This is a genomic window from Actinomyces glycerinitolerans (assembly GCF_900098745.1).
Taxonomy (GTDB): domain Bacteria; phylum Actinomycetota; class Actinomycetes; order Actinomycetales; family Actinomycetaceae; genus Actinomyces; species Actinomyces glycerinitolerans.
Map to the genome: position 1 here is coordinate 283,551 of NZ_FQTT01000010.1, position 22,433 is coordinate 305,983.

Genomic DNA, 22,433 nt, shown 5'->3' on the forward strand with positions numbered 1-22,433 from the left:
CGGGGCGGCACTGGCGGCCGGTACCTGACGGCAACGAGGCTCGCATGAACAACGGCACCCCTGATCCACTCCCGGCGCGCTCGGACACTCGGTCGCGACGGGAGGCGCTCATCCGCTACCTGCGTGAGCGCGGGGAAACAGAGGTGGCCGCCCTGCCGGAGCGGTTCGGCGTGTCTGTGGAGACCATCCGCCGCGACCTGCGTCAGTTGGAGACGAGCGGCCGCATCATCCGCTCCTACGGCCGGGTCACGGCCGCCGAGTCCGCCGCCTACGAGACCACGCAGGCGTTCCGCTCCAGCCACAACGTCGCCGAGAAGGACCGCATCGCCCGGGCGGCCGCCGCGTGCCTGGGTGACGCGGAGACGGTCTTCCTCGACGAGGGCAACCAGCCGCTGCTGGTGGGGCGCGCCCTGCCCGCCGACCGCGAGCTCACCGTGGTGACCACCTCCCTGCCGACGGCGATCGAGCTGGCCGAGCGGCCGCGCTACACCGTAATCGCCGTCGGCGGCCGGGTACGGCCGAAGACCCTGGGCGCCGTTGATCACTGGGCCACCACCATGCTGGAGCGTATGGAGCCGGACCTCGCCTTCATCGGCGCCAACGGGGTGACCGACGACGGCTGGCTGACCGCCCCGGACCCGGCGGTCGCCGCGGTCAAGGAGACGGCGCTCGCCGTTGCCCGCCGCGCGATATTCGTTGGCAATCACTCCAAGTTCGGGCATTCCACCTTCGTGCGCTTCGTCCATGTGCGGTCCCTGGAGCGCATCATCACCGGCCGGGAGCTGCGCTCCGCGACGGCGCGCAGACTCGGCGGCCTGGGCCCACAGGTCGAGCGGGTCTGAGCGCGCGAGGCGGGCGGGCCCGCCGGCCGGGAGAGGCCGCGCCCAAGCGCGCCGCCGCCGTCGGGCCGGGTGCCGAAGCGGTCACGCCTCCGGCCCTGACCGGTCACCGCCCGCCCCAACCGGTCACCTGCGACCGCACCGTTCCAAGGCCAACGGGGCTCAATATCGGTCGCCCGCGGGCGGTCAACCGGTCAGCAAGACGGTCACTCGGGGACCGCAGACTGGGTTCACCGGCGAAGGACGCCGGCCCTGACCAGCGACCAAAGGTGATCGAGCAACGATGCCCAGTTCCAACAGGTTCATTGCAGCCATACAGAAAACCGGATTCCCCACCAACCTCGCCACGGGGTTCCTGGCGGTCATCATCTTCGTGATCGGCGACGGCATTGAGGCCGTCTGGATCACCAACTACCTGTCCAGCGACGAGGTCGGCTTCGCCGTCTCCCAGGCCTCGATGATCGTCACCTCCTACGGGGTGGTCGTGGCCATCGCGGCCTTCCTCTCCGGCGCCCTGTGCGATGCGATCGGCTGCCGCCGGGTGATGCTGATCGGCCTGGTGTCATTCCTGGTGTGCGACGCACTGTTCATCTCGGTGGGGCTGCCCAGCCACAATCTGCCGCTGCTGCTGCTGTTCTACGGGCTGCGCGGCTTCGGCTACCCCATGTTCGCCTACGGGTTCCTGACCTGGACCATGATCGTCACCCCGCCGGCGCGCCAGTCCTCGGTCTCCGGCTGGTTCTGGTTCGCCTTCAGCCTGGGCATGCAGCTGCTCGGCTCCTACCTGTCCAGCCTGCTGCTGCCCCACATCGGCCACATCCCCACCCTGTGGCTCGGCTGGGTACTGGCGGCGGTCGGCGGCACTATCGGCATGCTGTTCCTGCGGCTGCACCCCTCCTCGGCGCAGACCCGCGGCAAGTCGGTGGCCGAGTCCGTCGGTTCGGCGGTCTCCGTGCTGTGGCGCTACCCGAAGGTCTCCATAGGTGGCATCGTGAAGGTCATCAACCTGTCCGGCCAGTACGGCATGCAGGCCTACTACGTGGTCTACCTGCACAAGGTCTACGGCATGCCCGAGTCCCAGGCGATCCTGGAGTTCTCCATCTTCGGCTTCGTGGCCATCCTCGGCGACGTCTTCTGGGGCGTGATCGGCGACAAGCTCGGCTGGCGCAATACCCTGCAGTGGTTCGCCACCCCCATCACGGCGGCGGCGCTGGCCTACATCTACCTGATCCCGATCGTCGCGGGCCCGAACTTCTTCCTGATCGCCCTGGGCACCTCCGCCGTCGGCATCGGGCTCAGCGCACACGTGCCCACCACGCCGTTGATCACCGCCCACGCCCACGGCGAGACCGGCAACGCGTTGGCGATCCTGAACCTGGGCGCCGGCCTGGGCGCCTTCGTGGGCCCGGCCATCGTCACCCTGCTGATGGGCGACGAGACCACCGCCTCCGGCTACCTGTGGGTGGCCATGGCGCTGGCCGGCATCTACGTCATCTCCTTCTTCCTGTGCTTCGCCCTGAAACTGCCCGGCAACGCCCGCATCCTCGATACCTTCAGTGATGAGGACGCCGACGAGCAAAAGGAGGCGGTCACCGCCTGATCCCGCACCAGCGAAGCCGCCGTCACCCGCCCGGGGCGCATACGGCACCCCGGCTCGACGCCGGCCGCAAACCCCACCCACTTCCACACCGCTGAACCCGACTCAAGACAAGGATGTCAACACCATGACCACCACACTCGCCGCCTCTCCGCTCGCCCCCAGCTACGACCGCTCCGCCATTACCACCGGCATCGTCCACATGGGTGTGGGCGGCTTCCACCGCGCCCACCAGGCCATGTACCTCGACCGGCTCATGCGCGAGGGCAAGGCCCTGGACTGGGGCATCTGCGGAGTGGGCCTGCTGCCCCAGGACGCCCGCATGCGCGACGCCCTGACGGGGCAGGACTTCCTGTACAGCCTGACTCTCAAGCACCCCGACGGTCACCACGAGCCCGCGATCATCGGCTCCATCTGCGACTACCGCTTCGCTCCCGAGGACCGCGCCGGCGTGCTGGAGGTGATGACGGCCCCCACCACGCGCATCGTCTCCCTGACCGTCACCGAGGGCGGCTACAACATCGACGACGCCACCGGCGTCTTTCGGGCCGACACGCCCGGCGCCGCCCACGACGCCGCCAACCCCCACGTGCCGGAGACCTCCTTCGGTTACATCGTGGAGGCCCTGCGGCTGCGCCGCGAGGCCGGCACCGCCCCCTTCACCGTGATGAGCTGTGACAACCTGCCCGGCAACGGGAAGATCGCTCGCACGGCCGTCGTCTCTCAGGCGCGCCTGTCCGACCCGGAACTGGCCGACTGGATCGACGCCAACGTCGCCTTCCCCAACTGCATGGTCGACCGCATCACCCCGCAGACCACCCCCGCAGACATTGAGGAGGTGCGCGCCGAACTGGATGTGGAGGACGCGTGGCCGGTGGTGGCCGAGCCCTTCACCCAGTGGGTGCTGGAGGACGACTTCCCGGCCGGACGCCCGCCCTATGAGGAGGTCGGGGTGCAGATGGTCGACGACGTCGTCCCCTATGAGCTGATGAAGCTGCGGCTGCTGAACGCCTCCCACCAGGGCCTGGCGCACTGGGGCCGGCTACTGGGCATGGAGTACGCGCACACGGCCGCCGCCGACCCCGACATCGCCGCCTGGGTGCGTGCCTTCCTGGAGCGCGAGGCGCGGCCGCGGCTGCTGCCGGTGCCGGGCATCGACTTGGACGAGTACATCGACACGCTCTTCGAGCGCTTCACCAATGAGGCGATCGCGGACACGCTGCTGAGGCTGGCGCAGTTCGGCCCCTCCGGCATGCCGAAGTTCGTGCTGCCGACCGTGCGCGACAACCTCGCCGCGGGCGGGGCGATCCGCCTGGGCGCGGCCATGTGCGCCGCCTGGTCGCTGGGGGTGCTCGGCACCGACGAGAACGGTGAGGCGATCCCGGTGGCCGATGACCTGCGGCCCTTCGCCGAGAAGCAGGAGGCAGGCGACGAGCTCGGCTTCATCGGCAACCGGGAGATCTTCGGCGACCTGGCCGACGACGAGCGCTTCCGCACCGCCTACATCGAGGAGCTGGCGGCGCTCAAGCGCGAGGGTGCCCGCGCCCGCATGCGCGCCCTGCTCGCCTGAGCCATCACCGGCCCCCCTTCACCGAGGTCGGTAGACGTTACGTGCCGAGATCGGTCGAGACGGCTAGCGAGGCCGGCACAAGCCACACACCGCGACCAGTAGCAATGACGGGCCCGACGACTTCCGTCGCCGGGCCCGTCGTGTGCGTCGAATTCAGGCAGCCGCCCTCGGTCAAGCGGCCGCCGCCTTCGCCTTGTTCTCCTCCTGCAGCGCCGCCCGCTCGGATGCGGGCAGCCAGCCGGTGTTCACCAGCCGTACCTGGTACCACCAGGCCACGGCGAACAGGAGGAGGCCGAAGCCGAGCGCGGTGAGCGAACCGCCGACGGCTCCCAAACGGCTGAGCACGCCCACGATCGAGCCGAACCAGCCGAAGTCGGCGTCACCGAAGGTGGAGTTGGCCAGGCCGAGGGACCCCATGACGGTCAGCAGCGCGGCCGGCAGGAAGGTGATGAGCATGCCGTTGACGAATCCGCCCAGGATCGCGCCCCGGCGCCCGCCGGTGGCATTGCCGAACACCCCGGCACCGCCGCCGTCGAAGAAGTGCGGGACCATGCCGGGCAGGATGAGCGCCATCCCCCAGGCGGGCCCGAACCAGACGGCGATCAGCGCCAGCGAGGCCAGACCGCCCAGGAAGGAGGCGATGAAGCCGATCAGTGAGGCGTTGGGGCCGAAGGGGAAGACGATCGGGATGTCGAGCGCGGGCTTGGCGCCGGGCACCACCCGGTTGGCGATTCCCTGGAAGGCCGGTACCAGTTCACCGAGGATGATGCGCACCCCGTACAGGATGATGCTGACGCCGATCCCGAACTGCAGTGCCTGCGCAAAGGCCGCCATGATGTAGGAGCCGTAGGTGTCGGAGGTCTGCGTCCCCTCGAAGACCGTCATGAGTTCCTCGCGGGGTACGGCGATCATGCCCCAGATGGCGAACACCAGATACAGGACCAGCATGAGCAGGGTCGTTGAGACCATGGAGTCGCGTAGGAAGCGCAGGCCCTGCGGGAACTTCATGTCCTCGGTGGAGCGTGAGCGCTTGCCGACGGCGCTGCCGAGCGCACCCGCCAGCAGGTAGCCGACAGTGTTGAAGTGACCCACGGCCAGCTTGTCATCCCCGGTGACCCGGTTCATGTACGGCTGGGCGAAGGCCGGCATCACCACCATGATGATGCCCATGAGCACCGAACCGACCACCACCACGAGGGCGGAGTGCCCGGGGCCGAAGCCCACCGACAGGACCACGGCCAGCAGCGTCGACATGAACACCATGTGGTGTCCGGTAAGGAACACGTACTTCAGCGGCGTGAATCTGGCCAGCAGCAGCATCACCAGGAAGCTGAGCACGATGAGATAGGCGGATGTGGTCCCATACTCGCTCGCGGCCTGGGCGGTAATGACCTCGTTGGTCGGGACGACGCCGTGGGCGCCGGTAACCGTGAAGATCAGGTCCCCGAACGGCGCCAGCGCGCTCGTGACCACGGTGGCGCCGGCACCGAGAATCAGATACCCCATTGCCGCCTTGAGTCCTCCGCCGATGACCTGCCCGGCGGACTTGCGCAGCGCGATCAGGCCGACGGCGGCGACGATGCCGATCAGGTAGGCGGGGACGTTGAGGATCTCCTGGCTGATGAAATCGAGAACCGCGACCAACGCGTTCACTGAGTCTTCTCCTTCAAGGCGGCCTCGATCTCGGAGATGTCGGTGAAGTTGTGGACCACGGCGACCGGCGTGGACAGCCCGGTGAGCTCCTCGGCGAGTTCAGCCGAGGTGATGATCAGATCGGCGCTCTGCGCGGCCCCCTTGGCGGTGCCGATGTCGGAGGTGCTGACCTCCGCGTCAAGGCCGAGCGAGGCCGCGGCCTGCTCGACGTTCATCTTCAGCAGCATCGAGGTGCCGATGCCCATGCCGCAGACGCAGGTGATGTTCATTCTTCTTCCAATCCGGTAGAGGTGGTGGTGTCGGTTGAGTTCGGGTCGAGCAGTGCGCGGAGCGCCGCGGGAGTGGGTGCACGGTCCAACTCGGTGCGAGCGACAGGGTCGGACAGGGCGCGGGCGAGGGCGGCCATGACGTCCAGGTGCTCCCGCTCGTCCTTGGCTGCCAGCCCGATGATGTGGCGCACCGGATCGTTCGGGCTGCCGAAGTCGACGGGGTGTGTCAGCCGCACCCAGCTCATGCCGGTGTGCAGCACCGCCGGGGAGGGCCGCGAGTGCGCCAGGGCGAGACCGGGGGCGATGACGATGTAGGGGCCGTGCTCCTCCACGGCCGCGATCATCTCCTCGGTGTATTCGGGTGTCGCCGCCCCGGAAGCGGTAAGTCCCTCCCCTGCCAGCCGAAGCGCATCACGCCAGTCGGTCGCGTCGACGTCGAGTCGGAAGGACGTATCCGGTAAAGCGGTGGACAGAGTGAGAACAGCCATCGTTGCCTCTTCTCGTCATGTGTGCCGGTGGGTTCCGGTGGACACGACGATACCGGCCACAACCCGTTACGTAAAGAGCTTTACAAAACTGTCCTGGTCTGGGCGCCGTGAGGTCACTCGGGTCAGCAGCATGTCCAGATGCGCGGGGGCCGTCAGCAGATCCTGAGCCAACAGCGCCGCCCCGACCACGCCGGCGTCGGCCCCCAACTGCGCCGACGCGACGACGAGCGGCCGAGTCGCCTCCTGGGGCCCGACGGCTTCCAAGGCGGCGCGCAACGGGTCCAGGAACACCGCTCCGCCGTCGGCGAGGGCGCCGGCGACCACCACCGCGGAGGGATTGAGAACCGCAATGACCGGCGCGAGCGCACGGCCCACGAGTCGCGCCGAAAGCTCGAGCAGCTCGATACTCAGCGAATCCCCGCGCAGCGCCAGGTCGGCCAGTTCTTCACTACTGCCGACCGTCCAGCCGGCCTCGCTCAGGCGCTCCCGCAGGGCCCAGCCGCCGGCGACCGATTCCAAGCACCCGAATCGCCCGCAGCGGCACTGCCGCCCCTCCGAAATCCGCATGTGCCCGATCTCTCCGGCCGCCCCAGTGGCGCCCGTGCGCACGACGCCATTGATCACGGCGGCCGCGGCGATTCCCTCACCCGCCTTAACCAGGATGATGCCGTCGGGGTTGGACCAGTGCATCCGGTACTCGCCGAGTGCGGTCACCTGCACGTCACTGCCCACGGCCACCGGGACGCCGTCGAAATCCTCTTTCAACTCCGCGGCAAGATCGACCCCGTGCCATCCAGGCATGAGCGCCGGGTGGACCAGGCGCCGTGAGACGGGATCGACCGGACCGGGAACACAGACTCCCACACCGAGGACGCTGTCGGCGGCGCCGATCTCCTTGAGCATTGCCTTCAAACGACGGCGGACCCAGGGGAGCACCGTGCCAGGACCGCCAGAGAGGTCCAGTAGCCGGTCATCGCGTACCAGGATCGTCCCGGCGAAGTCCGTCACCGCCAGGTTGGTGCGTGAGCTGCCGATGTCGACGGCCAGCAGCACGCCGCAGCCGGGGCGAATTCGGAATACCGTGCGCGGCCTGCCACCGGTCGAGGCGTCCTGCCCGGCCTCGTCCACCAGCCCCGAGCGCAGCAGCACGTCAAGCCGCTTGCCCAACGTGACTCGTGAAAGCTGCATACGATCCTGAAGCTCGGACCGAGTGGTCGCCTCTCCGCGCCGGATCAGCCCGAGGAGTTCACTGGCCTCAGCCTCTCGCACGTTCCCCATGACGCCGCCTCATGTTTGCCCCTCACGGCGATAGTACCCAATTCGCCGCTTTCGACGGCAGCCCCCGGGACAGAGATCGCACGTTCGAATCGCACGCTCGCTTGCCCCGATCCGCCCACTCCGATCTGCATTTGCGTCTGCCGACAACGCCGTCGTTTCCGCCTGCACCCGCCCGGCAGGATAGCCTTGGGTCCCGTGAGCACCCGCGTCATCCTGCTTGCCGGCCCGTCCGGCTCCGGTAAGACCTCCCTGCTACGTCGGTGCGGCGCACACCGCCTCAAACTGGACGACTTCTATCGCGACGGCGATGAGCCGGGCATGCCTCTGCTTGACGGCACGTTCTCAGGCGCCGACGGTGTCAGTCGGGCCGAGGCCATGAGCGCCATAGACTGGGACAACCCGGCCTCCTGGGACGCCGACCGGGCCATGACGGCGATTCTGGAACTGTGTGCCACGGGCTCGACGACTGTGCCCGTGTACTCGATCCGGGACAACGCCACCGTCGACTACACCACCCTCGACGTGGACGCCCTGCCGGTATACGTCGCGGAGGGCGTGTTCGCCGCGGAGCTCGTTGACCGTTGCCGGGAGGCCGGCGTGCTCGCCGACGCGCTCGTGCTGCGGCGCCCGCGCCTGCAGACCTGGTGGTTCCGACTGCGCCGGGACCTGGCCGAGCATCGCAAGCCCATTCATGTGCTGCTGCGCCGCGGACTGCGGCTGACACGAGAGGAACCCGCCAAGATCGCCGGCTGGGTGGCGAAGGGGTGCCGCCCGGTCGATCGCGCCGAATGCGAGGCGATCATCACTGAATACCTCAGCGCCGACGTCCAGCAGTCCCGGGCCGACGACGCCGCCTGAGCCCCGTGTCCGACAGGCATCTCCCCCGGCCGCCCCGCGCGAAACCGATCCGACCGCGGGACCTTGAGTCCGCCGGCGCCGTCGTCCTGCGTGCGGGAGGGTACGTTGACCTAGCCCGGATAAGCGGTGTCGACATCTCTGGGGTGGATCTGCGCGGGTTGGAGCTGGTTGAGTGCGTCCTGGAGGATGTGCGGGCAGACCGCGCCCACCTTGAGGAGTTCCGCCTGGCGGAGTCGCGTGTGGACGGGCTGACGGCCTCCGAGCTGCACGCACAGCGGTCGGTGTGGAGAGAGGTCTCCTGGGAGTTCTCACGGGTCGGAGCCTGCGAATGCCACGATACGCAGTGGCGCAGCGTGCTGGTCGAGGACTGCCGCATCGGCTTCCTGGGGCTGGGGCGGGCCAATCTGCTGGATGTGCGCCTACGCGGTTGCACGGTGGACACGCTCGACCTGACCGCCGCCACGCTCAACCGAGTGGCTTTTGACGACTGCCGCGTCGGCGAGTTGCGGATCCGGGAGAGCCGACTCAAAGACGTGGACCTGCGGGGACTTCAACTCGAGCAGATCGACGACGCCGCGGGCCTGCGAGGAGCGTGGGTGGGCGCCGACCAACTCGTGGAGCTAGCGCCCGCGCTCGCCGCACATGCGGGCCTAAGAATCATCTAGCGGCCGGCTCCCGCGCCTTTCTAGCTCTCTCCCCATTCCTCCGCTTCGCCGAGACCGGTGCCGGTGACGTTCCCCGACCGGCGGAAGGTATGTCCCGGCGGCCCGCCGGCTCCGCCGACCGCCCCGGCCCTGGGGTTATCCACAGGGGCCACGGGCCGGGTGGCGACAACGGTGAGGGTCACGGTACGGTTGCGGAGCATCGGCACGCCGCCGACACCCCACCCGGGCCCTCAACGAGGAGGCCACCCCAACATGCCCACACCCGCCACCACGCCGCACGTCAGCCCATGCCACCAGGCGCGTACTGCCGCACACTCACACACCCCGACACCAGCGCACCGAGCACGCCAAGCAGCGGCGCTGGCCATCTGCCTCACCGTCCTGGGTGCAGGCTGCTCAAACGCCACTAACCGCACCACCTACACCCCCACCTGGACCCCACCCGCCACCGCCAGCGCTAGCGCCACGCCCACACTCTCGCCCGAGGACGCCGCCGCCCGGGCCACCGCCCTGGCCATGGAACCACCCGCCCCCTACACCCCGGAGTTCACCCCCGAAGGCGCAGCCACCGCAGCCACATACTTCCTCGAGCTAGTTCCTTACGTTTACGCCACCGGCGACCTGGTTGCGTTCGAGGGCATGAGCGACGACAACTGCGAATTCTGCAACGGAGTCGGAGCTGAGGCATCCGAAATGCATGATGCGGGTGGTTGGACGGATCCGTGGGAGCAGGAGATCACACCCCTGGAGTACTGGGTGGACGACACCGACCCCAACCGCTACGTCATACGAGCCAACGTCGTCACAGGTGCTCATGCGTCGCACCTGGGGGACCAATCAACACGTGAAATCGAGGGAGCAGAACACACCCTTCTACTCCAAACATATTGGACAGGCGCTGACTGGACTGTCGAAATAGTTCAGGTAGAGGGCGAGGAGGGAACTGAATGAAACCACACATGTCACCTCTTATCTTCGGGACCGCCGCGGCAATGTTGGTGTTGTACTTTTCAGTCCCCACGGCTACGGCAAGTAGTCAGACAGGAGATGAATACGACGCTCACGGCTACGGTAGTTCTGTGGTGGTGACTGGCAGCACGTCTCGTCAGGTTCTCTCGTTTGCGCCGGGCGGGCCGGCCGCAGCGAACACCGCTGTCGGCGGCGGCGTATTCAATGAGCATGCCGCCCAAGTTGCCCAACTACGCTACCTAGCCTGCATTGGCATGAGAACCAGCGTGAATACCGGTGTGGGGTCCTTCCTCCTCAACCCCGCCGACTGCGACACAGACGCCGCCCCCACAACCACCGCCCAAGCAGCGGACGGCACCATGGTGGCAATTACCGTCACCGCCACCGACGTGTCCACCCTCCTAGCCGACGGGTCCGGTATCACCCGCCAACCCCCAGGCCCGGAAGTACTACTGACCAAAGACTTCATCGTCTACACCAACCCCGACACCCAAACCCTCACAACCACCATCGCCGGCACCGAGGTCACCATCCACGCCACCCCCACCACCTACACCTGGAACTGGGGCGACAACACCACCACAACCACCACCGACCCCGGAGCCCCCTGGCCAAACCAAACCGTCACCCACCAATACACCACCACCGCCCAAGGCGTAACCACCACCCTGACCACCACCTGGCAAGCCACCTACACCCCCACCGGCGGCACCACCACCCCCGTAGTCGGCACCATCACCACCACCAACACCACCACCGCCTACAACATCGTCCGCACCACCACCTACCTCACCGACCAAGCCGAAACCCAACAAGGACACTAAACACACCAACACCGCCACTCGAACCTGGCAGCCCAGCCGCCGAAACTGTCCAAGAACGGCACAAACGCCACCCGGACTTGAGTCGCTGGGCAGGAAAACCGCGTAATTTCGGCGATCCGCAAGACGCGGGACGGCCATCCGCGGACGTTCATGCCGATTCCGGACACTTTGCCCAACCGAGTTCCAGCTAGTGAGCGTCCAACCGATCCACACCCCATCTACACACCACAGGTATACCTCGCGTGTATAGTCCGGCTCATGGACACACGCCTCACGCTCCTCGGGCTGCTCAGCACCGGCCCCGGCTACGGATACGACCTCAAGACGCACTGGGACCGCTGGTTCGCCGGCACCAAGCCTCTCGCCTTCGGCCAGGTCTACGCCACCCTCGCCCGCCTGTTGCGCGACGGCCTCATCGTCCAGCTCGGGGCCGAAACCGGCGCCGGCCCGGAACGCAAGCGCTACGAGATCACCGAAACCGGGCGCGCCGCCGTGGAGGAGTGGATTCGCAGCCCCGAGGTCCCCTCCGACTCCATCCAGGCCGACCTGTTCGCCAAGACCATCATCGCCATCCTGCTCGACGACGACGCCGAGCACCTCCTGGACCTGCAACGCGCCGCCCACACCCAGCGCATGCGGGAGCTCACCCGCCGCAAGGAGGGGGCCGACCTGCACACGATCCTCATTGCCGACCACGCCCTGTTCCACCTGGAGGCGGACCTGCGCTGGATCGACCTGACCGCCGCCCGCTTGAACGAGCTGCGCCGGGAGGTCCGGGCATGAGCACCACACCCTCCGCCCCGAATGCTTCGGCCGCCCCAGCCGCTTCACCCACGCCCTCCCCCGCCTCGGCACCCGAGGTGATCGTGCGGGCGCGCGGACTGAAACTCGCCTTCGGCGCCACCCGCGCACTGCGCGGCATAGACCTCGACATCGCCACGGACGAGGTCCTGGCCATCACCGGCCCCTCCGGCTCGGGCAAGTCCACGCTCCTGCACGTGCTGGCGGGAGTGCTGACGCCCGACGCCGGCAGCGTGCTCTACGGCGGCCGCGACGTCGCCGCCCTGAATGAGGCCGACCGCGCCCGCCTGCGCCTGGCGGAGTTCGGCTTCATCTTCCAGTTCGGTCAGCTCCTGCCGGACCTGTCGGCGCTGGACAACGTGACACTGCCACTGCTGCTGGCGGGCGCCTCGCGCCGGGAGGCCCTTACACGCGCCCACGCCCAACTGGCGGCCCTCGACCTGGGCGACCACGAACGCAAACTGCCCACCCAGCTCTCGGGCGGGCAGGCCCAACGCGTCGCGGTCGCCCGCGCCCTGGTCACCTCGCCGCGCATCCTGTTCGCCGACGAGCCCACCGGTTCCCTGGACTCCCTGGCCGCCGAACAGACAATGGGCGCCCTACTCAAGGCCGCGCGTGCGGCGCACTCCGCCCTGGTGATCGTCACTCACGACGCCCGCATCGCCGCCTACGCCGACCGCGAGGTGATCATCCGCGACGGGCGCGTCAGCCTCAACAACGGCCTGCTCGCCGCAGCCCGGCCCGACGGCGAGGAGCAGACACGATGAGCACGCTCCCCCTTGCCCGCCTGGTCGTGGCCGGAGACCGCGTCGCTCGCCGCCGTCTTGCGGGTATTACGGCGGGCGTCATGATCGGCGTCGCACTCTTCCTGCTGCTGGCCGCCGCCGCCCAGGCCTTCGGGCAGCGCTCCGAGCGCTCCACCTGGACCGAACTGATGCTGACAAACCCGGGGGTGATGCAGCAACTTGAGGAGGACACAGTCTTAACGCCGGAGACGGCCGCCGCCGTATCAGCCACCGACCATTACGAGGATCGCCTGATCACCATCCTGATGGTCGCCACCACACCGGACACCCGGGTGCGGATCCCCGGCTCCGACGTCGTCCCCCGCCCGGGCCAGTATCTCTCCTCCCCCGCCCTTGCCGAACTCATCGATGCCGTGCCCGCCGACCAGCTGGGCGAGCGCTACGGCGAGCGCGTGGGAGTCCTGTCCGACGACGCCATCGAGGGGCCGGACTCCCTGGTGCTGGTGCTCGGGGTGGAACAGTCACGCGTGCTGGAGTGGGAGGGTATGAGCGATCCACAAGTGGTCACCGAGTTCATCGGCTACGACTACGCCTCCGCGGCGTACCGGATCGTTGCCCTCATCGGGGCGATCGCCGTGCTCATTCCGGTGCTGCTGCTGATCGCCATCGTCACCGGTCTCGGCGCGGCACAACGCGCCGAGCGCTTCGCCACCCTACGTCTGATCGGCGCCACTCCCGGGCGGGTGGCGCGGATTGCCGCGGCGGAGACCGCCGTGACGGCCCTGCTGGGAGCAATGCTCGGCGTCGTCCTGTACCTCCTCCTCATCCCGCTGGCGGCGCGCCTTGAGATCGGCTCCTCGACCTTCTTCCCACGCGATCTGCTGACCTCGCCGGGAGTCATCGGCGCGACCGTCGTCGCCGTCCCCCTGATGGCGGCGGCGGTGACCTGGTGGACGACGCTGCGGGCCGACGTCGGCCCCTTGGGCGCCTCCCGCGAGCGCCGCGAACGCCCGCCGCGGCTGCGCTCCCTCCTGCCCCTGCTGCTGGGCCTGGCGGGACTGACGACGGTGCGCATTCTCACCAGCACCGTCGAATCCGGCTCGGGGTGGGCCGCCGCCATGCCCACTGGCCAACTGCTGGTGGCCTCATTCGTGCTGACCATGCTGGGACTGCTGTGGGCCGGCCCCCTGCTGACCTCATGGGCTGCTCGCCTGGCGCAACGCCGCGCCCGCAATGCGGCGCAGGTGATCGGCCTGGGCAGGATGGTCCAGCATCCCCGGGCGACCTTCCGCGCCGTCGGCGGCCTCGTCGTCGCCGTGTACGCGGTGACTTTGTTCGCAGTCGCCATCACCGCCGCGGCCGGCATCCCGGAGCTGCACCAGGGCCGCGGCTACCTGGCGCCGACGACGCTGTACACGCTGCCCGAGCTCGACGCCGCGACCGAGCTCGAGCAGGTGGCGAACCGTATCGCGCAGGTCGAGGGCGTGACTGCCGTAGCCGTCGCCCCCGACGCATCGGGCGATTCCGAGGACGCCTCCATGCGGCTGGCGCTGCGGACGGAGGACGCCCGCGCCCTGGGCGCTTTCGACGCCGATTCCCCGGGGGCGGTCGAGGACTCTGAGTGGGTCAGCGTCGGGTGGGACTGGCTCCTCAACGAGGCCGCCGATCCGCGGCCGTATACCGCTCCCGAGGCCGATGCCGCAGCCATGCTGCTGGTCGCGACCGACGGCGAAGCGGCCTCGGTGGAGCGCGCCCGCACCGCCATGGTGAACTCGGCACCGGGAGTGATCAACCAATACCCGATCTCACGCGTCGACAATGTGGTCACCTCCGCCTCCGCGTTGGAGAACCAGTTCGCGGCCCTGGGCTATATCGGCATCCTCATCGCCGCGGGGGTGTCGGCGGCGGCGCTGGCGGTATCCACCGTCTCCTCTCTACTGGCGCGGCGCCGGGTGCTGTCCCTGCTGCGCCTGGTGGGGATGCCCCAGCGGACGCTGCGGCATGCGGTCGCCTGGGAGATGCTGCTTCCCGTGGTCACCGTGCTGGCTTTGAGCATTGGCGCGGCGGTGTACACGGCGTGGGTCGTCATCGTCGGTACCTCGTCGCGGGGAGTCGGCTGGCCTGCGGGCTCCTACTACGTGGTGCTCGGCGCATGCCTGGCGCTGGTCGGCGTCGCCGTGTTGGCGAGCACGCGGGCGGCGGCCCGGATGGTCGCCTCCGCGACGGTCCGGTTCGAATAGGGCCGGGCCCGACGGCGCCGGAGCCCGCCCGTGGTGGGTGGCTCCGGCGCCGTCGTCGATGATGTCGGCGCTCATCCCGCCTGCGGAGCCCGTGCCTTCTCCCCGGTTCCGAGCAGCCATGCCGCGGTGAAGGCGACCACCACCGAGAAGACTGCCACCCCGATCGCCCCGTAGAAGTTCGACATTGAGCCGTCGGCGGGGATGTAGGCGGGCAGTGAGGCGAAGCTCGGGCTGGCGATGACGTACTGGGTGGTGCCCAGCAGACCGGCCAGCAGCCCTCCGCCGCCACCGCCGATGACGGCGGCGATCAACGGGCGGCGCAGCGGGAACAGCACGCCGTAGACGCCGGGTTCGGTGATGCCCAGCAGGCCGGTGATGCCGGCGGAGATCGCCACGGACTTCGTCTTCACCTCCCGGGATCTGAGTCCCACGGCGAGGCAGGCGGCACCCACGGACACGTTCGCCGCCAGCATCCCGGCCATCACCAGTGGATCGCCGCCCACTTCTGCCAGGAGGGCAAAGACGACCGGATACAGAGCGTTGTTCATGCCGAAGAACACCAGGAATGGCGTCGTCGCCCCGATGACGAGCACGGCCAGCGGCGGTGCGGCGTCGTACACCGTCGTGACCCCACTCGCCAGCCAGCCGCCGAGCACGTTGCCTATCGGTCCCAGCGCCAGCAGCGTCACCGGGACCGTCACCAGCATGGTCAACAACGGCAGGAACACCGCGCGCAGTGCCCCGGGCAGAATGCGCCCAAATCCGCGGTACACCAGGCTCATGAACAGCACGCCCAGAATGATCGGGAACACCGTGGTGTTGTAGGTGACCTGGGCTACCGGGAGTCCCACGAAGGTCAGCCCCTCCGCCCCGTTGATCGTCTCATACAGCAGTACCGTGCCGAGGAAGGCACCCAGGTAGCCATCCACATTCAGCTTTCGTGCCGCGCTGAAACCGATGAACACGGGCAGGAAGTAGAAGGCGGCCTGGTTGACGGCGTAGAACACCTGGTAGGTGCCGGAGGTGTCGGCGACGTGGAAGAAGTTCGTCAGCACCGTCAGCACGGCCCCGGTCAGGCCGCCCGCAATCAGCACTGGGATGACCGGCGAGAACGTACCCCCGATGAAGTCCAGGACGGCGGTCATCCAGCCGCGCCGTCCCTGCTCCCCCGCCTCGACGCTCCCCGCGGAGTGCTGGGCGTCCTCCGCCGCGGCCTGTTCGTCGACAACGCCGCCGGCGGATTCGAAGTCGCCGAGCTGCACGAACTCGTGGTACAGATCCGTCGCATCCGGGCCGATCACGATCTGATACTGGCCGTTGCGCTTGACCAGCCCCAGCACCCCGTCACGGCCAGAAATAGCGGCCTCATCGATCTTCGACGGATCTCTTGCCGTCAGGCGCAGACGCGTGTAGCAGTGAGCCGCCGCCAAGATATTTGCCTCGCCGCCCATGTATTCAATCAGGTCCCGGCTGAGCGCAATACGGTCTTCCTTGATCCCCATCAGTTGCTCATCTCCTTACCCCACTGCGTCGCCCCGGAGGCGATGAATGACTGGTACCAGTAGAAGGAGTCCTTGGGAATGCGGGTCAGGGCCAAGGTGGAGACGTCGTCTGTCGCCTTCTGCTCCTCGTCGGTCGTGTCGATGAAAACGAAGCCGTACCGCTTCGCCATTCCATTGCCGGTGGAAAGCAGATCGGTGAAGGTCCACGCGTTGTAGCCGAAGACTTCCACGCCGTCCTCGATGGCCAAGCCGATCTGGTAGAGGTTGTCTCGGATGTAGTTCAGGCGCTGCGGGTCATGGACCTTCCCGTCGGAACTCTTGGACTCGTGGGCGCCGAAACCGTTCTCGGTGATAACCATCGGCAGCCGATAGTGGTCCCAGAGGTAGCGCAGGGCGTAGCGCATCGCAACCGGGTCGATCTCCCAGTCCCAATCGGTGTACTCGACGTAGGGGTTGCGGGTGAGCGCGTACTGGCCGGGAACCACCGGGAAAGTGAGCTCCCCCTTATTACCGGACGCGTTCAACAGGTAGTCCTGCGCCTCGGCGTCGGCCGGGGCGTGCCTGGCGGTATTGGACCGGTAGCAGTTGACTGCGAGGAAGTCGCTCTTCGCCCGTTTCATCGTCTCGATGTCGCCCGGCCGGATATCCGGGTCGATGCCGTGGTTACGCCAATAGTTGTACAAGAAGGGCGAGTAGTCTCCGTAGGCGTAGGTGTCGCACCAGATCTTCTCGGTGAACTCCTCCGCGTTCATTGCGGCGATCTGGTCCTCGGGGCGGCAGGTCTCGGGGTAGATCGGCACATACCCGGGAACCGGGCCGATCTTGCCTCCGGCCACGAGCTCATGACAGAGATTGACCGCCACGGCGTGGCAGAGGTTCATGATGTGGTTGATCTTCCATTTGTCACGGAACCAGTCCTCGACGCCCTTGGATACGCCCAGCCAGTCGCCGTAGCAGATCTGCATGTTCTGCTCGTTGATACTGAGCCAGTACTTGACACGATCACCGAAGGCTTCGAAGCAGGTACGCACGTAGTGTTCGAAGGCTGGGATGACGTCTCGAGACCGCCAGCCGCCCAGCTCCTCTTCGACCCAAACCGGCATGTCGTAGTGGTACAGGGTGACGATTGGAGTGATGCCAGCCGCCAACAGCTCGTCGATGAGGCCGTTGTAGAAGGCGATGCCGTCGGGATTCACAGCGCCGTCGGCGGCCGGGATGATCCGCGGCCAGGCGATCGAAAAGCGGTAGCTGGTCAGACCGCACTCCTTCATGAGCGCGACGTCCTCGGCATAACGGTGGTAGTGGTCCGCGGTGAACTTGTTGTCGACGAACGGGGCCTTCTTCTGCGAGTTGAGGTCGATGATCGCCGGAGTGCGACCGTCCTCGGTGGTCGCGCCCTCAACCTGCCAGGCGGCACTGGAGGCGCCGAATAAGAAGCCCTCGGGAAAGCGAGGATTCCAGTCGTAGTGCATATGCCATCTCCTTTGAAGTGCACCAGCGTGGTGGTACTTCAAAGTTAGAAGCGGCCCGCCCGGCCACGGGGTTCATATTCTGAACCCAAGCGTCGAAGCGATCAGTCCAGCACACCGTCATCGGGATGCCAACCGGGTTCGAGCGAGCGCCGAACCGGCTCCGAGGCGAGATAGCGTCGCGTGTACTGGCTGTAGACCAGATCGAAGAACACACTCACCCCGTACTTTGAGTACACGCTTCTGCGTCCTTGGAGATCCTCGCGACTGAGGTAGATGACCCGGTCGAATAAGCGGTGCAGCTCCGCCGAGCGGTTGGTGGTCAGTACAACGGTGCGTGCACGTAACGTTCGCAGTTGTTTAGAAGCGGCCTTGGCGTAGTTGCCCGTCACCGACACGACCACGACGAGGTCCTCCCGGCATAGGCCGTCCAACACCACGGGATCCCCGGAGCCCTCGGTCAGGACGTGCAGAAGCTTGCCGCCGTAGAGCATCGCCTGCTGGAACTCCCGCACACTCATGGATGAGAAGTCGGAGGCAAGGCACGCCACCTCGCGCGCCCGGTGCAGATCCTCCACGAACTCCCGCACACTCCGGGAGGCGGCGACGTCACGAATTTCAGAGAGCATGCGGATGATGTGAGCCGACAGGTAGGCATCGAATCCAGGCTCGTTCGCGTAGTCGACGAAGTACCGCCAGTGCAGCTGCCATTCATAGGCGGCCGCCTTGACCCCCGTGAAGGTCTCGAAGCCGATCGCCTGGCAGAAGCGGCGGATGCTCGACCGCGAGATGGCGCACTCCTCGGCGACCTCGTAAACGTTCAGACGGGGCAGGTCATCGAAGTGCTCCAGCAGGTATTTGGACAACACATAGCCGGGCGAACCCACCTCGGACGCATTGAAGGCGCCAAGCAGCGCGTTGAGCAGGCTGAAGTGCTTGAGCGAGAAGTGATCCCCGTATTCGGGACGATCTACCGTCAGCACATCTTCCTCCCGCCCTGCGCTCCAACCCCGGCATCGCCTTCGCGCCGGCCAACTCAGCCGCGCCGCACCAGGGGGAAGGTGATGGTCTCGCGGATGCCCTGACCGGTCAGGGCCATGAGCAGCCGGTCCACCCCCATGCCCATGCCGCCGCAGGGCGGGAAGCCCTGCTCCATGGCCACCAGGAAGTCCTCGTCCAAGACCATGGCCTCGGGGTCGCCCTTGGCTGCGGCCAGCGCCTGCGCCTCGAAGCGCTCGCGCTGGACGACCGGGTCGGCCAGCTCGGAGTAGGCGGTGGCGGTCTCGGTGCCGCGAATGTACAGGTCCCACTTCTCGGTGAGCCCCGGGCGGGAGCGGTGGTAGCGGGTCAGCGGGGAGGTGTCCTCGGGGAAGTCGTAGACGAAGGTCGGCTCCCACAGGTCGTTGCCGACCGTCTCCTCGAAGATGTCCTCCACGATCTTGCCGGCCACGGCGTAGTCGTCGACCTCCAGGCCGAGCCGCTCCGCGATCCGGACCAGCTGCTCGCGCGGGGTGGCGACGGTGATCTCCTCCCCCACCGCCTCGGATACGGAGGTGTACAGGTCGAGCCGGCGCCACTGGCCGGACAGGTCGTACTCGGTGCCGTCGGCCAGGCGCACGATCTCCTCGCCCTCGCTCAGGTCGAAGGCGTCGCGGGCCGCCTGCTGCACCAGGTTCTGGGTCAGCTCGGCCATGCCGTTGTAGTCGGAGTAGGCCTCGTAGGCCTCCAGGACCGCGAACTCCGGGGAGTGGGAGGAGTCCATGCCCTCGTTGCGGAAAACCCGGCCGATCTCGAACACCCGGTCGACGCCGCCTACGACGGCACGCTTGAGGTAGATCTCCGTGGCGATGCGCAGGTACAGGTCCATGTCCAGTGCGTTCATGTGCGTGATGAACGGCCGTGCGGCGGCGCCGCCGTGAATCGCCTGCAGCACCGGCGTCTCCAGTTCGACGTAGTCGCGCCCGTAGAAGTTCTCCCGCAGGCTGCGCACCACGGCGGCCCGGGTGCGCACCATGTCGCGGGCGGCCGGGCGCGTGAGCAGGTCCAGCTCCCGACGGCGCACCCGCTGCTCCTCCGAGAGGGTCACCGCCTCTCCGGCCTCATTGGTCCAAGTCTTGGGCAGAGGTCGCAGCGCCTTGGAGGCGATGCGCCAGGCCGGGGTCGCGATGGCGTCGTCACCAAGTTCGGCCAGGGCGGCGGGGTCGGCGTCCGCGCGCAGCTCCGGCTCCGCGAAGACGGACAACTCCCCGCGCCGGGAGGCACCTACGTGCCCGTGGACGAACAGGTGATCGCCGAGGTCAACGTCGGTCTTGAAGGCGGCGAGGCTCGAGTGACCCGCGCCCGGCAGCGACTTGGCCGACAGCATCGCCTGGAGAGTCTCGCCTGCGCCGTCCTGCAGGGTGACGAAGCAAAGACGGCCGGTGTTGCGCAGGAACACGACGCGTCCCGCGACGCCGACGACATCGCTTGTCTCCTCGCCGGCCTGGAGGTGGCCGTAGCGCTCACGCACGGCGGAGATCGTGGTGGTCAGCGGCACGGAAACCGGGTACGGCTCCCAACCCTCCTCGCGCAGGCGGTCGCGCTTATCGGACCTGATCCGGAACTGGTCGCCCGACGATGGAGCGGCCTGCCGGGGTTCGGGCCGAGATGCGCCCGGCTCGGCGGCCTGCGGCGCGGAAGTCTGCTGGTTGTCGAGGGCTTCACTCACGCGCGCGAGTGTAACCGCTGGCCGTACAGGGCTCATATCCGGCCGGACGTCATCTCCACCAGCGTTGACCGGGCCCGACCCCAGAACGTTCCCGAGCCCGTCCCGAACATCCACCGACCTATCCTCAGGGGCATCCACAGGTAGCAGCGGCAGACCACTCCGTGCGCGAGTTATCCACAGGCAGGCGACCGGGGCTACACGAGTCGACGGGTGCAAGGCCATTATTCCTTCATGGACCTCGAAGTCGAGCTATTGCTGGAACGCGTCACGGCACTGCACGGTGCGGCGTATGACGATGAGGTCGTTCGCGGTGCGGAGGATAAGCGCATCATCGAAGCCGCCCTCGCCGCCGAGCTGCTCTACCGCCCCATACCGCGATTCCTTGCGATCCCGGGAACAGATCCACGCATTGTCAAGTGCAGACAGTTTCGAGCGCACCTGACCTGCGCGAGCGCCGCCGAGGTACTCGGCTACCCCATGTGGAACAAGCCCGAATCCCTACACCTGGCGGTTCCAAGAAACCACAGTATGCGGCCCAGCACTTACCGGGATCTGGATACCGTAACGCTGCATCGCAAGACCCAGATCACACCACTGACAGTGGACGATTTCCCAGTTGTGTCCCCGGCGGAGATAGTCGCCTGCTGCCTGGTGTGCCTCGACGAACTCGATGCCATATGCGTCGCGGACGCGGCCCTCAACCGCGGCGACACTTCGACGGAGGAGATCTCGGAACTGTTGACTGGACGATACGCAGCAAAAGGGCGACAGCGCCTGATGCTCACAGACCCCGCCTCCCGCTCGCCTCTGGAAACTCGCACTCGGCTCGCATTGCGGCATATCGGCTTAGCCGTCGAAACAGGCGTAACCATTGAGGGCGTCGGCGAGGTCGACATGCTGGTGCAGAACTGGCTCATCGTTGAGACGGATGGCTGGGAGTTCCATTCATCCAACGAACAGTTCACGCAAGATCGCCGGCGCGACCAGGAGGCGCTCGCGGGCGGTTACGTTGCCGTCCGCCTCACCGGACAGGATGTGGCAGCCGGAGAGGACCACATTCGGAGCGTCGTTGCGCGGGCATTCCTCGGCGTTGCACACTCGAGCCGACTGGCTCTCCCAGAAAACCCCGGAATCATGCGGAATCTTCGCAAGGCCGCACAAGCGTGATGAGCTTCCAGTGTGCAGCGAGACCTCCGCTGCACACTGGAGGGTGGTCAGACAACCGCGCGGTCCACCGACCAATTGGAGTTTTTCGTTGCTATTCCACCATTGCGCCAGCTCCCACCCGGCGTAGGAGATTAGCCGTTGCGTGCAACACCGCGCTCGCTCAGACGCAAAGCTGCCCTTCGCTTTATGCTCCGCAGCCACAAGATCAGCCGTGGCACTCGACGGGAGATTCGGCGCCGTATGCGCCGTTAGTTGTCGTCGGGAAGCGCGGCTGGGGCATCGGCTCGACTTGCCCAACCGTGGACACTGCGCAGTTCAGCCGCGCACCGCAGCGAGCGGCAGGCCGGAGGACCGCAGTCCCTGCATCCGGGCCACGTCGGAGTCCGCGGGAACCTGCCCGGGCTCGGTGCCGCGTTCGACGATGCGGTTGTCCGCGTCCACGAACACCACGTGCGGCAGGTAGGTGCGCGCCTCGTCATCGCTCAGTTGGGAGTAGCCGATGAGAATCACGATGTCACCGGGACTGACCAGGTGAGCGGCGGCGCCGTTGATGCAGATCTCGCCCGCGCCACGCTCGCCGGGGATGACGTAGGTGGACAGGCGGTTGCCGTTGGTGCAGTCGCAGATGTCCACCCGCTCGCCGGGCAGCAGATCGGCTGCTTCGAGCAGATCCGCGTCCACGGTGATGGAGCCGACGTAGTCGAGGTCGGCCTGCGTCACGGTGGCGCGGTGGATCTTGGACGTCATCATCGTCCGAGTGCGAGTGCTCATCGCGTATAAGCGTAGACGCC

The 22,433-nt window shown here is 67.4% G+C and carries 20 protein-coding genes; 11 read left to right on the forward strand and 9 right to left on the reverse strand.

Going from position 1 to position 22,433, the window contains the following annotated elements; genetic code table 11:
- Positions 1-44: 44 nt before the first annotated feature.
- From ACGLYG10_RS07780 to ACGLYG10_RS07790, 3 genes are all read left to right on the forward strand, one after another.
- Positions 45-842 carry a DeoR/GlpR family DNA-binding transcription regulator gene (locus ACGLYG10_RS07780; protein ID WP_073330082.1) on the forward strand — a complete coding sequence of 266 codons (798 nt, stop codon included), beginning with the start codon at positions 45-47 and terminating at the stop codon, positions 840-842.
- A gap of 280 nt (positions 843-1,122) precedes the next feature.
- Positions 1,123-2,439, forward strand: coding sequence for an RbtT/DalT/CsbX family MFS transporter (locus tag ACGLYG10_RS07785; RefSeq protein WP_083565749.1), 1,317 nt, complete (start codon positions 1,123-1,125; stop codon positions 2,437-2,439).
- Positions 2,440-2,563: 124 nt separating this feature from the next.
- Positions 2,564-4,006 carry a mannitol dehydrogenase family protein gene (locus tag ACGLYG10_RS07790; RefSeq protein WP_073330085.1) on the forward strand — a complete coding sequence of 481 codons (1,443 nt, stop codon included), beginning with the start codon at positions 2,564-2,566 and terminating at the stop codon, positions 4,004-4,006.
- Positions 4,007-4,177: 171 nt separating this feature from the next.
- Here ACGLYG10_RS07790 and ACGLYG10_RS07795 read toward each other — a convergent pair whose 3' ends face one another.
- The 4 genes from ACGLYG10_RS07795 to ACGLYG10_RS07810 all read right to left on the reverse strand — a co-directional run bounded on the left by ACGLYG10_RS07795 (position 4,178) and on the right by ACGLYG10_RS07810 (position 7,604).
- Positions 4,178-5,659, reverse strand: coding sequence for a PTS ascorbate transporter subunit IIC (locus ACGLYG10_RS07795; protein ID WP_073330088.1), 1,482 nt, complete (start codon positions 5,657-5,659; stop codon positions 4,178-4,180).
- Positions 5,656-5,928, reverse strand: coding sequence for a PTS sugar transporter subunit IIB (locus ACGLYG10_RS16230; protein WP_073330091.1), 273 nt, complete (start codon positions 5,926-5,928; stop codon positions 5,656-5,658). Before ACGLYG10_RS16230 ends, ACGLYG10_RS07795 begins: the two co-directional genes overlap by 4 nt.
- On the reverse strand, positions 5,925-6,416 hold the full coding sequence (locus ACGLYG10_RS16235; protein ID WP_073330094.1) for a PTS sugar transporter subunit IIA: 492 nt from the start codon (positions 6,414-6,416) through the stop codon (positions 5,925-5,927). The genes ACGLYG10_RS16230 and ACGLYG10_RS16235 overlap by 4 nt, the downstream gene beginning before the upstream one ends.
- A 66-nt stretch (positions 6,417-6,482) precedes the next feature.
- Positions 6,483-7,604 (reverse strand): ROK family protein, encoded by a 1,122-nt coding sequence (locus tag ACGLYG10_RS07810; RefSeq protein ID WP_159097618.1) that lies wholly within the window; start codon positions 7,602-7,604, stop codon positions 6,483-6,485.
- A 285-nt stretch (positions 7,605-7,889) separates the two neighbouring features.
- Between ACGLYG10_RS07810 and ACGLYG10_RS07815 the strand changes: the two genes are divergently transcribed.
- The 7 genes from ACGLYG10_RS07815 (at position 7,890) to ACGLYG10_RS07845 (ending at position 14,797) form a co-directional block, all read left to right on the forward strand.
- Complete coding sequence (locus tag ACGLYG10_RS07815) at positions 7,890-8,552, forward strand: ATP-binding protein (RefSeq protein WP_073330100.1); 663 nt, start codon at positions 7,890-7,892, stop codon at positions 8,550-8,552.
- A 158-nt stretch (positions 8,553-8,710) separates the two neighbouring features.
- Positions 8,711-9,217: a pentapeptide repeat-containing protein gene (locus tag ACGLYG10_RS07820; RefSeq protein WP_244542621.1), complete on the forward strand. Its 507-nt coding sequence runs from the start codon at positions 8,711-8,713 to the stop codon at positions 9,215-9,217.
- A 252-nt stretch (positions 9,218-9,469) separates the two neighbouring features.
- On the forward strand, positions 9,470-10,168 hold the full coding sequence (locus ACGLYG10_RS16840) for a DUF6318 family protein (protein ID WP_073330106.1): 699 nt from the start codon (positions 9,470-9,472) through the stop codon (positions 10,166-10,168).
- Positions 10,169-10,440: 272 nt separating this feature from the next.
- Positions 10,441-11,010: a zinc transporter gene (locus ACGLYG10_RS16845; RefSeq protein WP_170866414.1), complete on the forward strand. Its 570-nt coding sequence runs from the start codon at positions 10,441-10,443 to the stop codon at positions 11,008-11,010.
- Between the two features lie 258 nt (positions 11,011-11,268).
- Entirely contained in the window at positions 11,269-11,793 is a 525-nt protein-coding gene (locus tag ACGLYG10_RS07835; RefSeq protein WP_073330109.1) for a PadR family transcriptional regulator, read from the forward strand.
- Positions 11,790-12,578, forward strand: coding sequence for an ABC transporter ATP-binding protein (locus ACGLYG10_RS07840; RefSeq protein ID WP_073330112.1), 789 nt, complete (start codon positions 11,790-11,792; stop codon positions 12,576-12,578). Before ACGLYG10_RS07835 ends, ACGLYG10_RS07840 begins: the two co-directional genes overlap by 4 nt.
- Positions 12,575-14,797, forward strand: coding sequence for an FtsX-like permease family protein (locus ACGLYG10_RS07845; RefSeq protein WP_073330115.1), 2,223 nt, complete (start codon positions 12,575-12,577; stop codon positions 14,795-14,797). The genes ACGLYG10_RS07840 and ACGLYG10_RS07845 overlap by 4 nt, the downstream gene beginning before the upstream one ends.
- 71 nt (positions 14,798-14,868) lie before the next feature.
- On the opposite strand, the gene ACGLYG10_RS07850 is transcribed toward ACGLYG10_RS07845, so the two are convergent.
- From ACGLYG10_RS07850 to ACGLYG10_RS07865, 4 genes are all read right to left on the reverse strand, one after another.
- Positions 14,869-16,299: a PTS transporter subunit EIIC gene (locus ACGLYG10_RS07850; RefSeq protein WP_073330118.1), complete on the reverse strand. Its 1,431-nt coding sequence runs from the start codon at positions 16,297-16,299 to the stop codon at positions 14,869-14,871.
- The gene (locus ACGLYG10_RS07855) at positions 16,299-17,771 is read right to left on the reverse strand and encodes a glycoside hydrolase family 1 protein (RefSeq protein WP_073330121.1); all 1,473 of its coding nucleotides are present in this window, start codon (positions 17,769-17,771) and stop codon (positions 16,299-16,301) included. Before ACGLYG10_RS07855 ends, ACGLYG10_RS07850 begins: the two co-directional genes overlap by 1 nt.
- A 101-nt stretch (positions 17,772-17,872) precedes the next feature.
- Entirely contained in the window at positions 17,873-18,751 is an 879-nt protein-coding gene (locus tag ACGLYG10_RS07860; protein WP_073330124.1) for a MurR/RpiR family transcriptional regulator, read from the reverse strand.
- A 53-nt stretch (positions 18,752-18,804) separates the two neighbouring features.
- Complete coding sequence (locus ACGLYG10_RS07865; RefSeq protein WP_073330126.1) at positions 18,805-20,475, reverse strand: lysine--tRNA ligase; 1,671 nt, start codon at positions 20,473-20,475, stop codon at positions 18,805-18,807.
- 231 nt (positions 20,476-20,706) lie between these two features.
- Here ACGLYG10_RS07865 and ACGLYG10_RS16630 point away from each other — a divergent pair, with 231 nt between their 5' ends.
- Positions 20,707-21,642, forward strand: coding sequence for a hypothetical protein (locus ACGLYG10_RS16630; protein WP_234416041.1), 936 nt, complete (start codon positions 20,707-20,709; stop codon positions 21,640-21,642).
- A 315-nt stretch (positions 21,643-21,957) separates the two neighbouring features.
- On the opposite strand, the gene panD is transcribed toward ACGLYG10_RS16630, so the two are convergent.
- Positions 21,958-22,413, reverse strand: coding sequence for an aspartate 1-decarboxylase (gene panD, locus ACGLYG10_RS07875; RefSeq protein WP_073330129.1), 456 nt, complete (start codon positions 22,411-22,413; stop codon positions 21,958-21,960).
- Positions 22,414-22,433 lie beyond the last annotated feature (20 nt).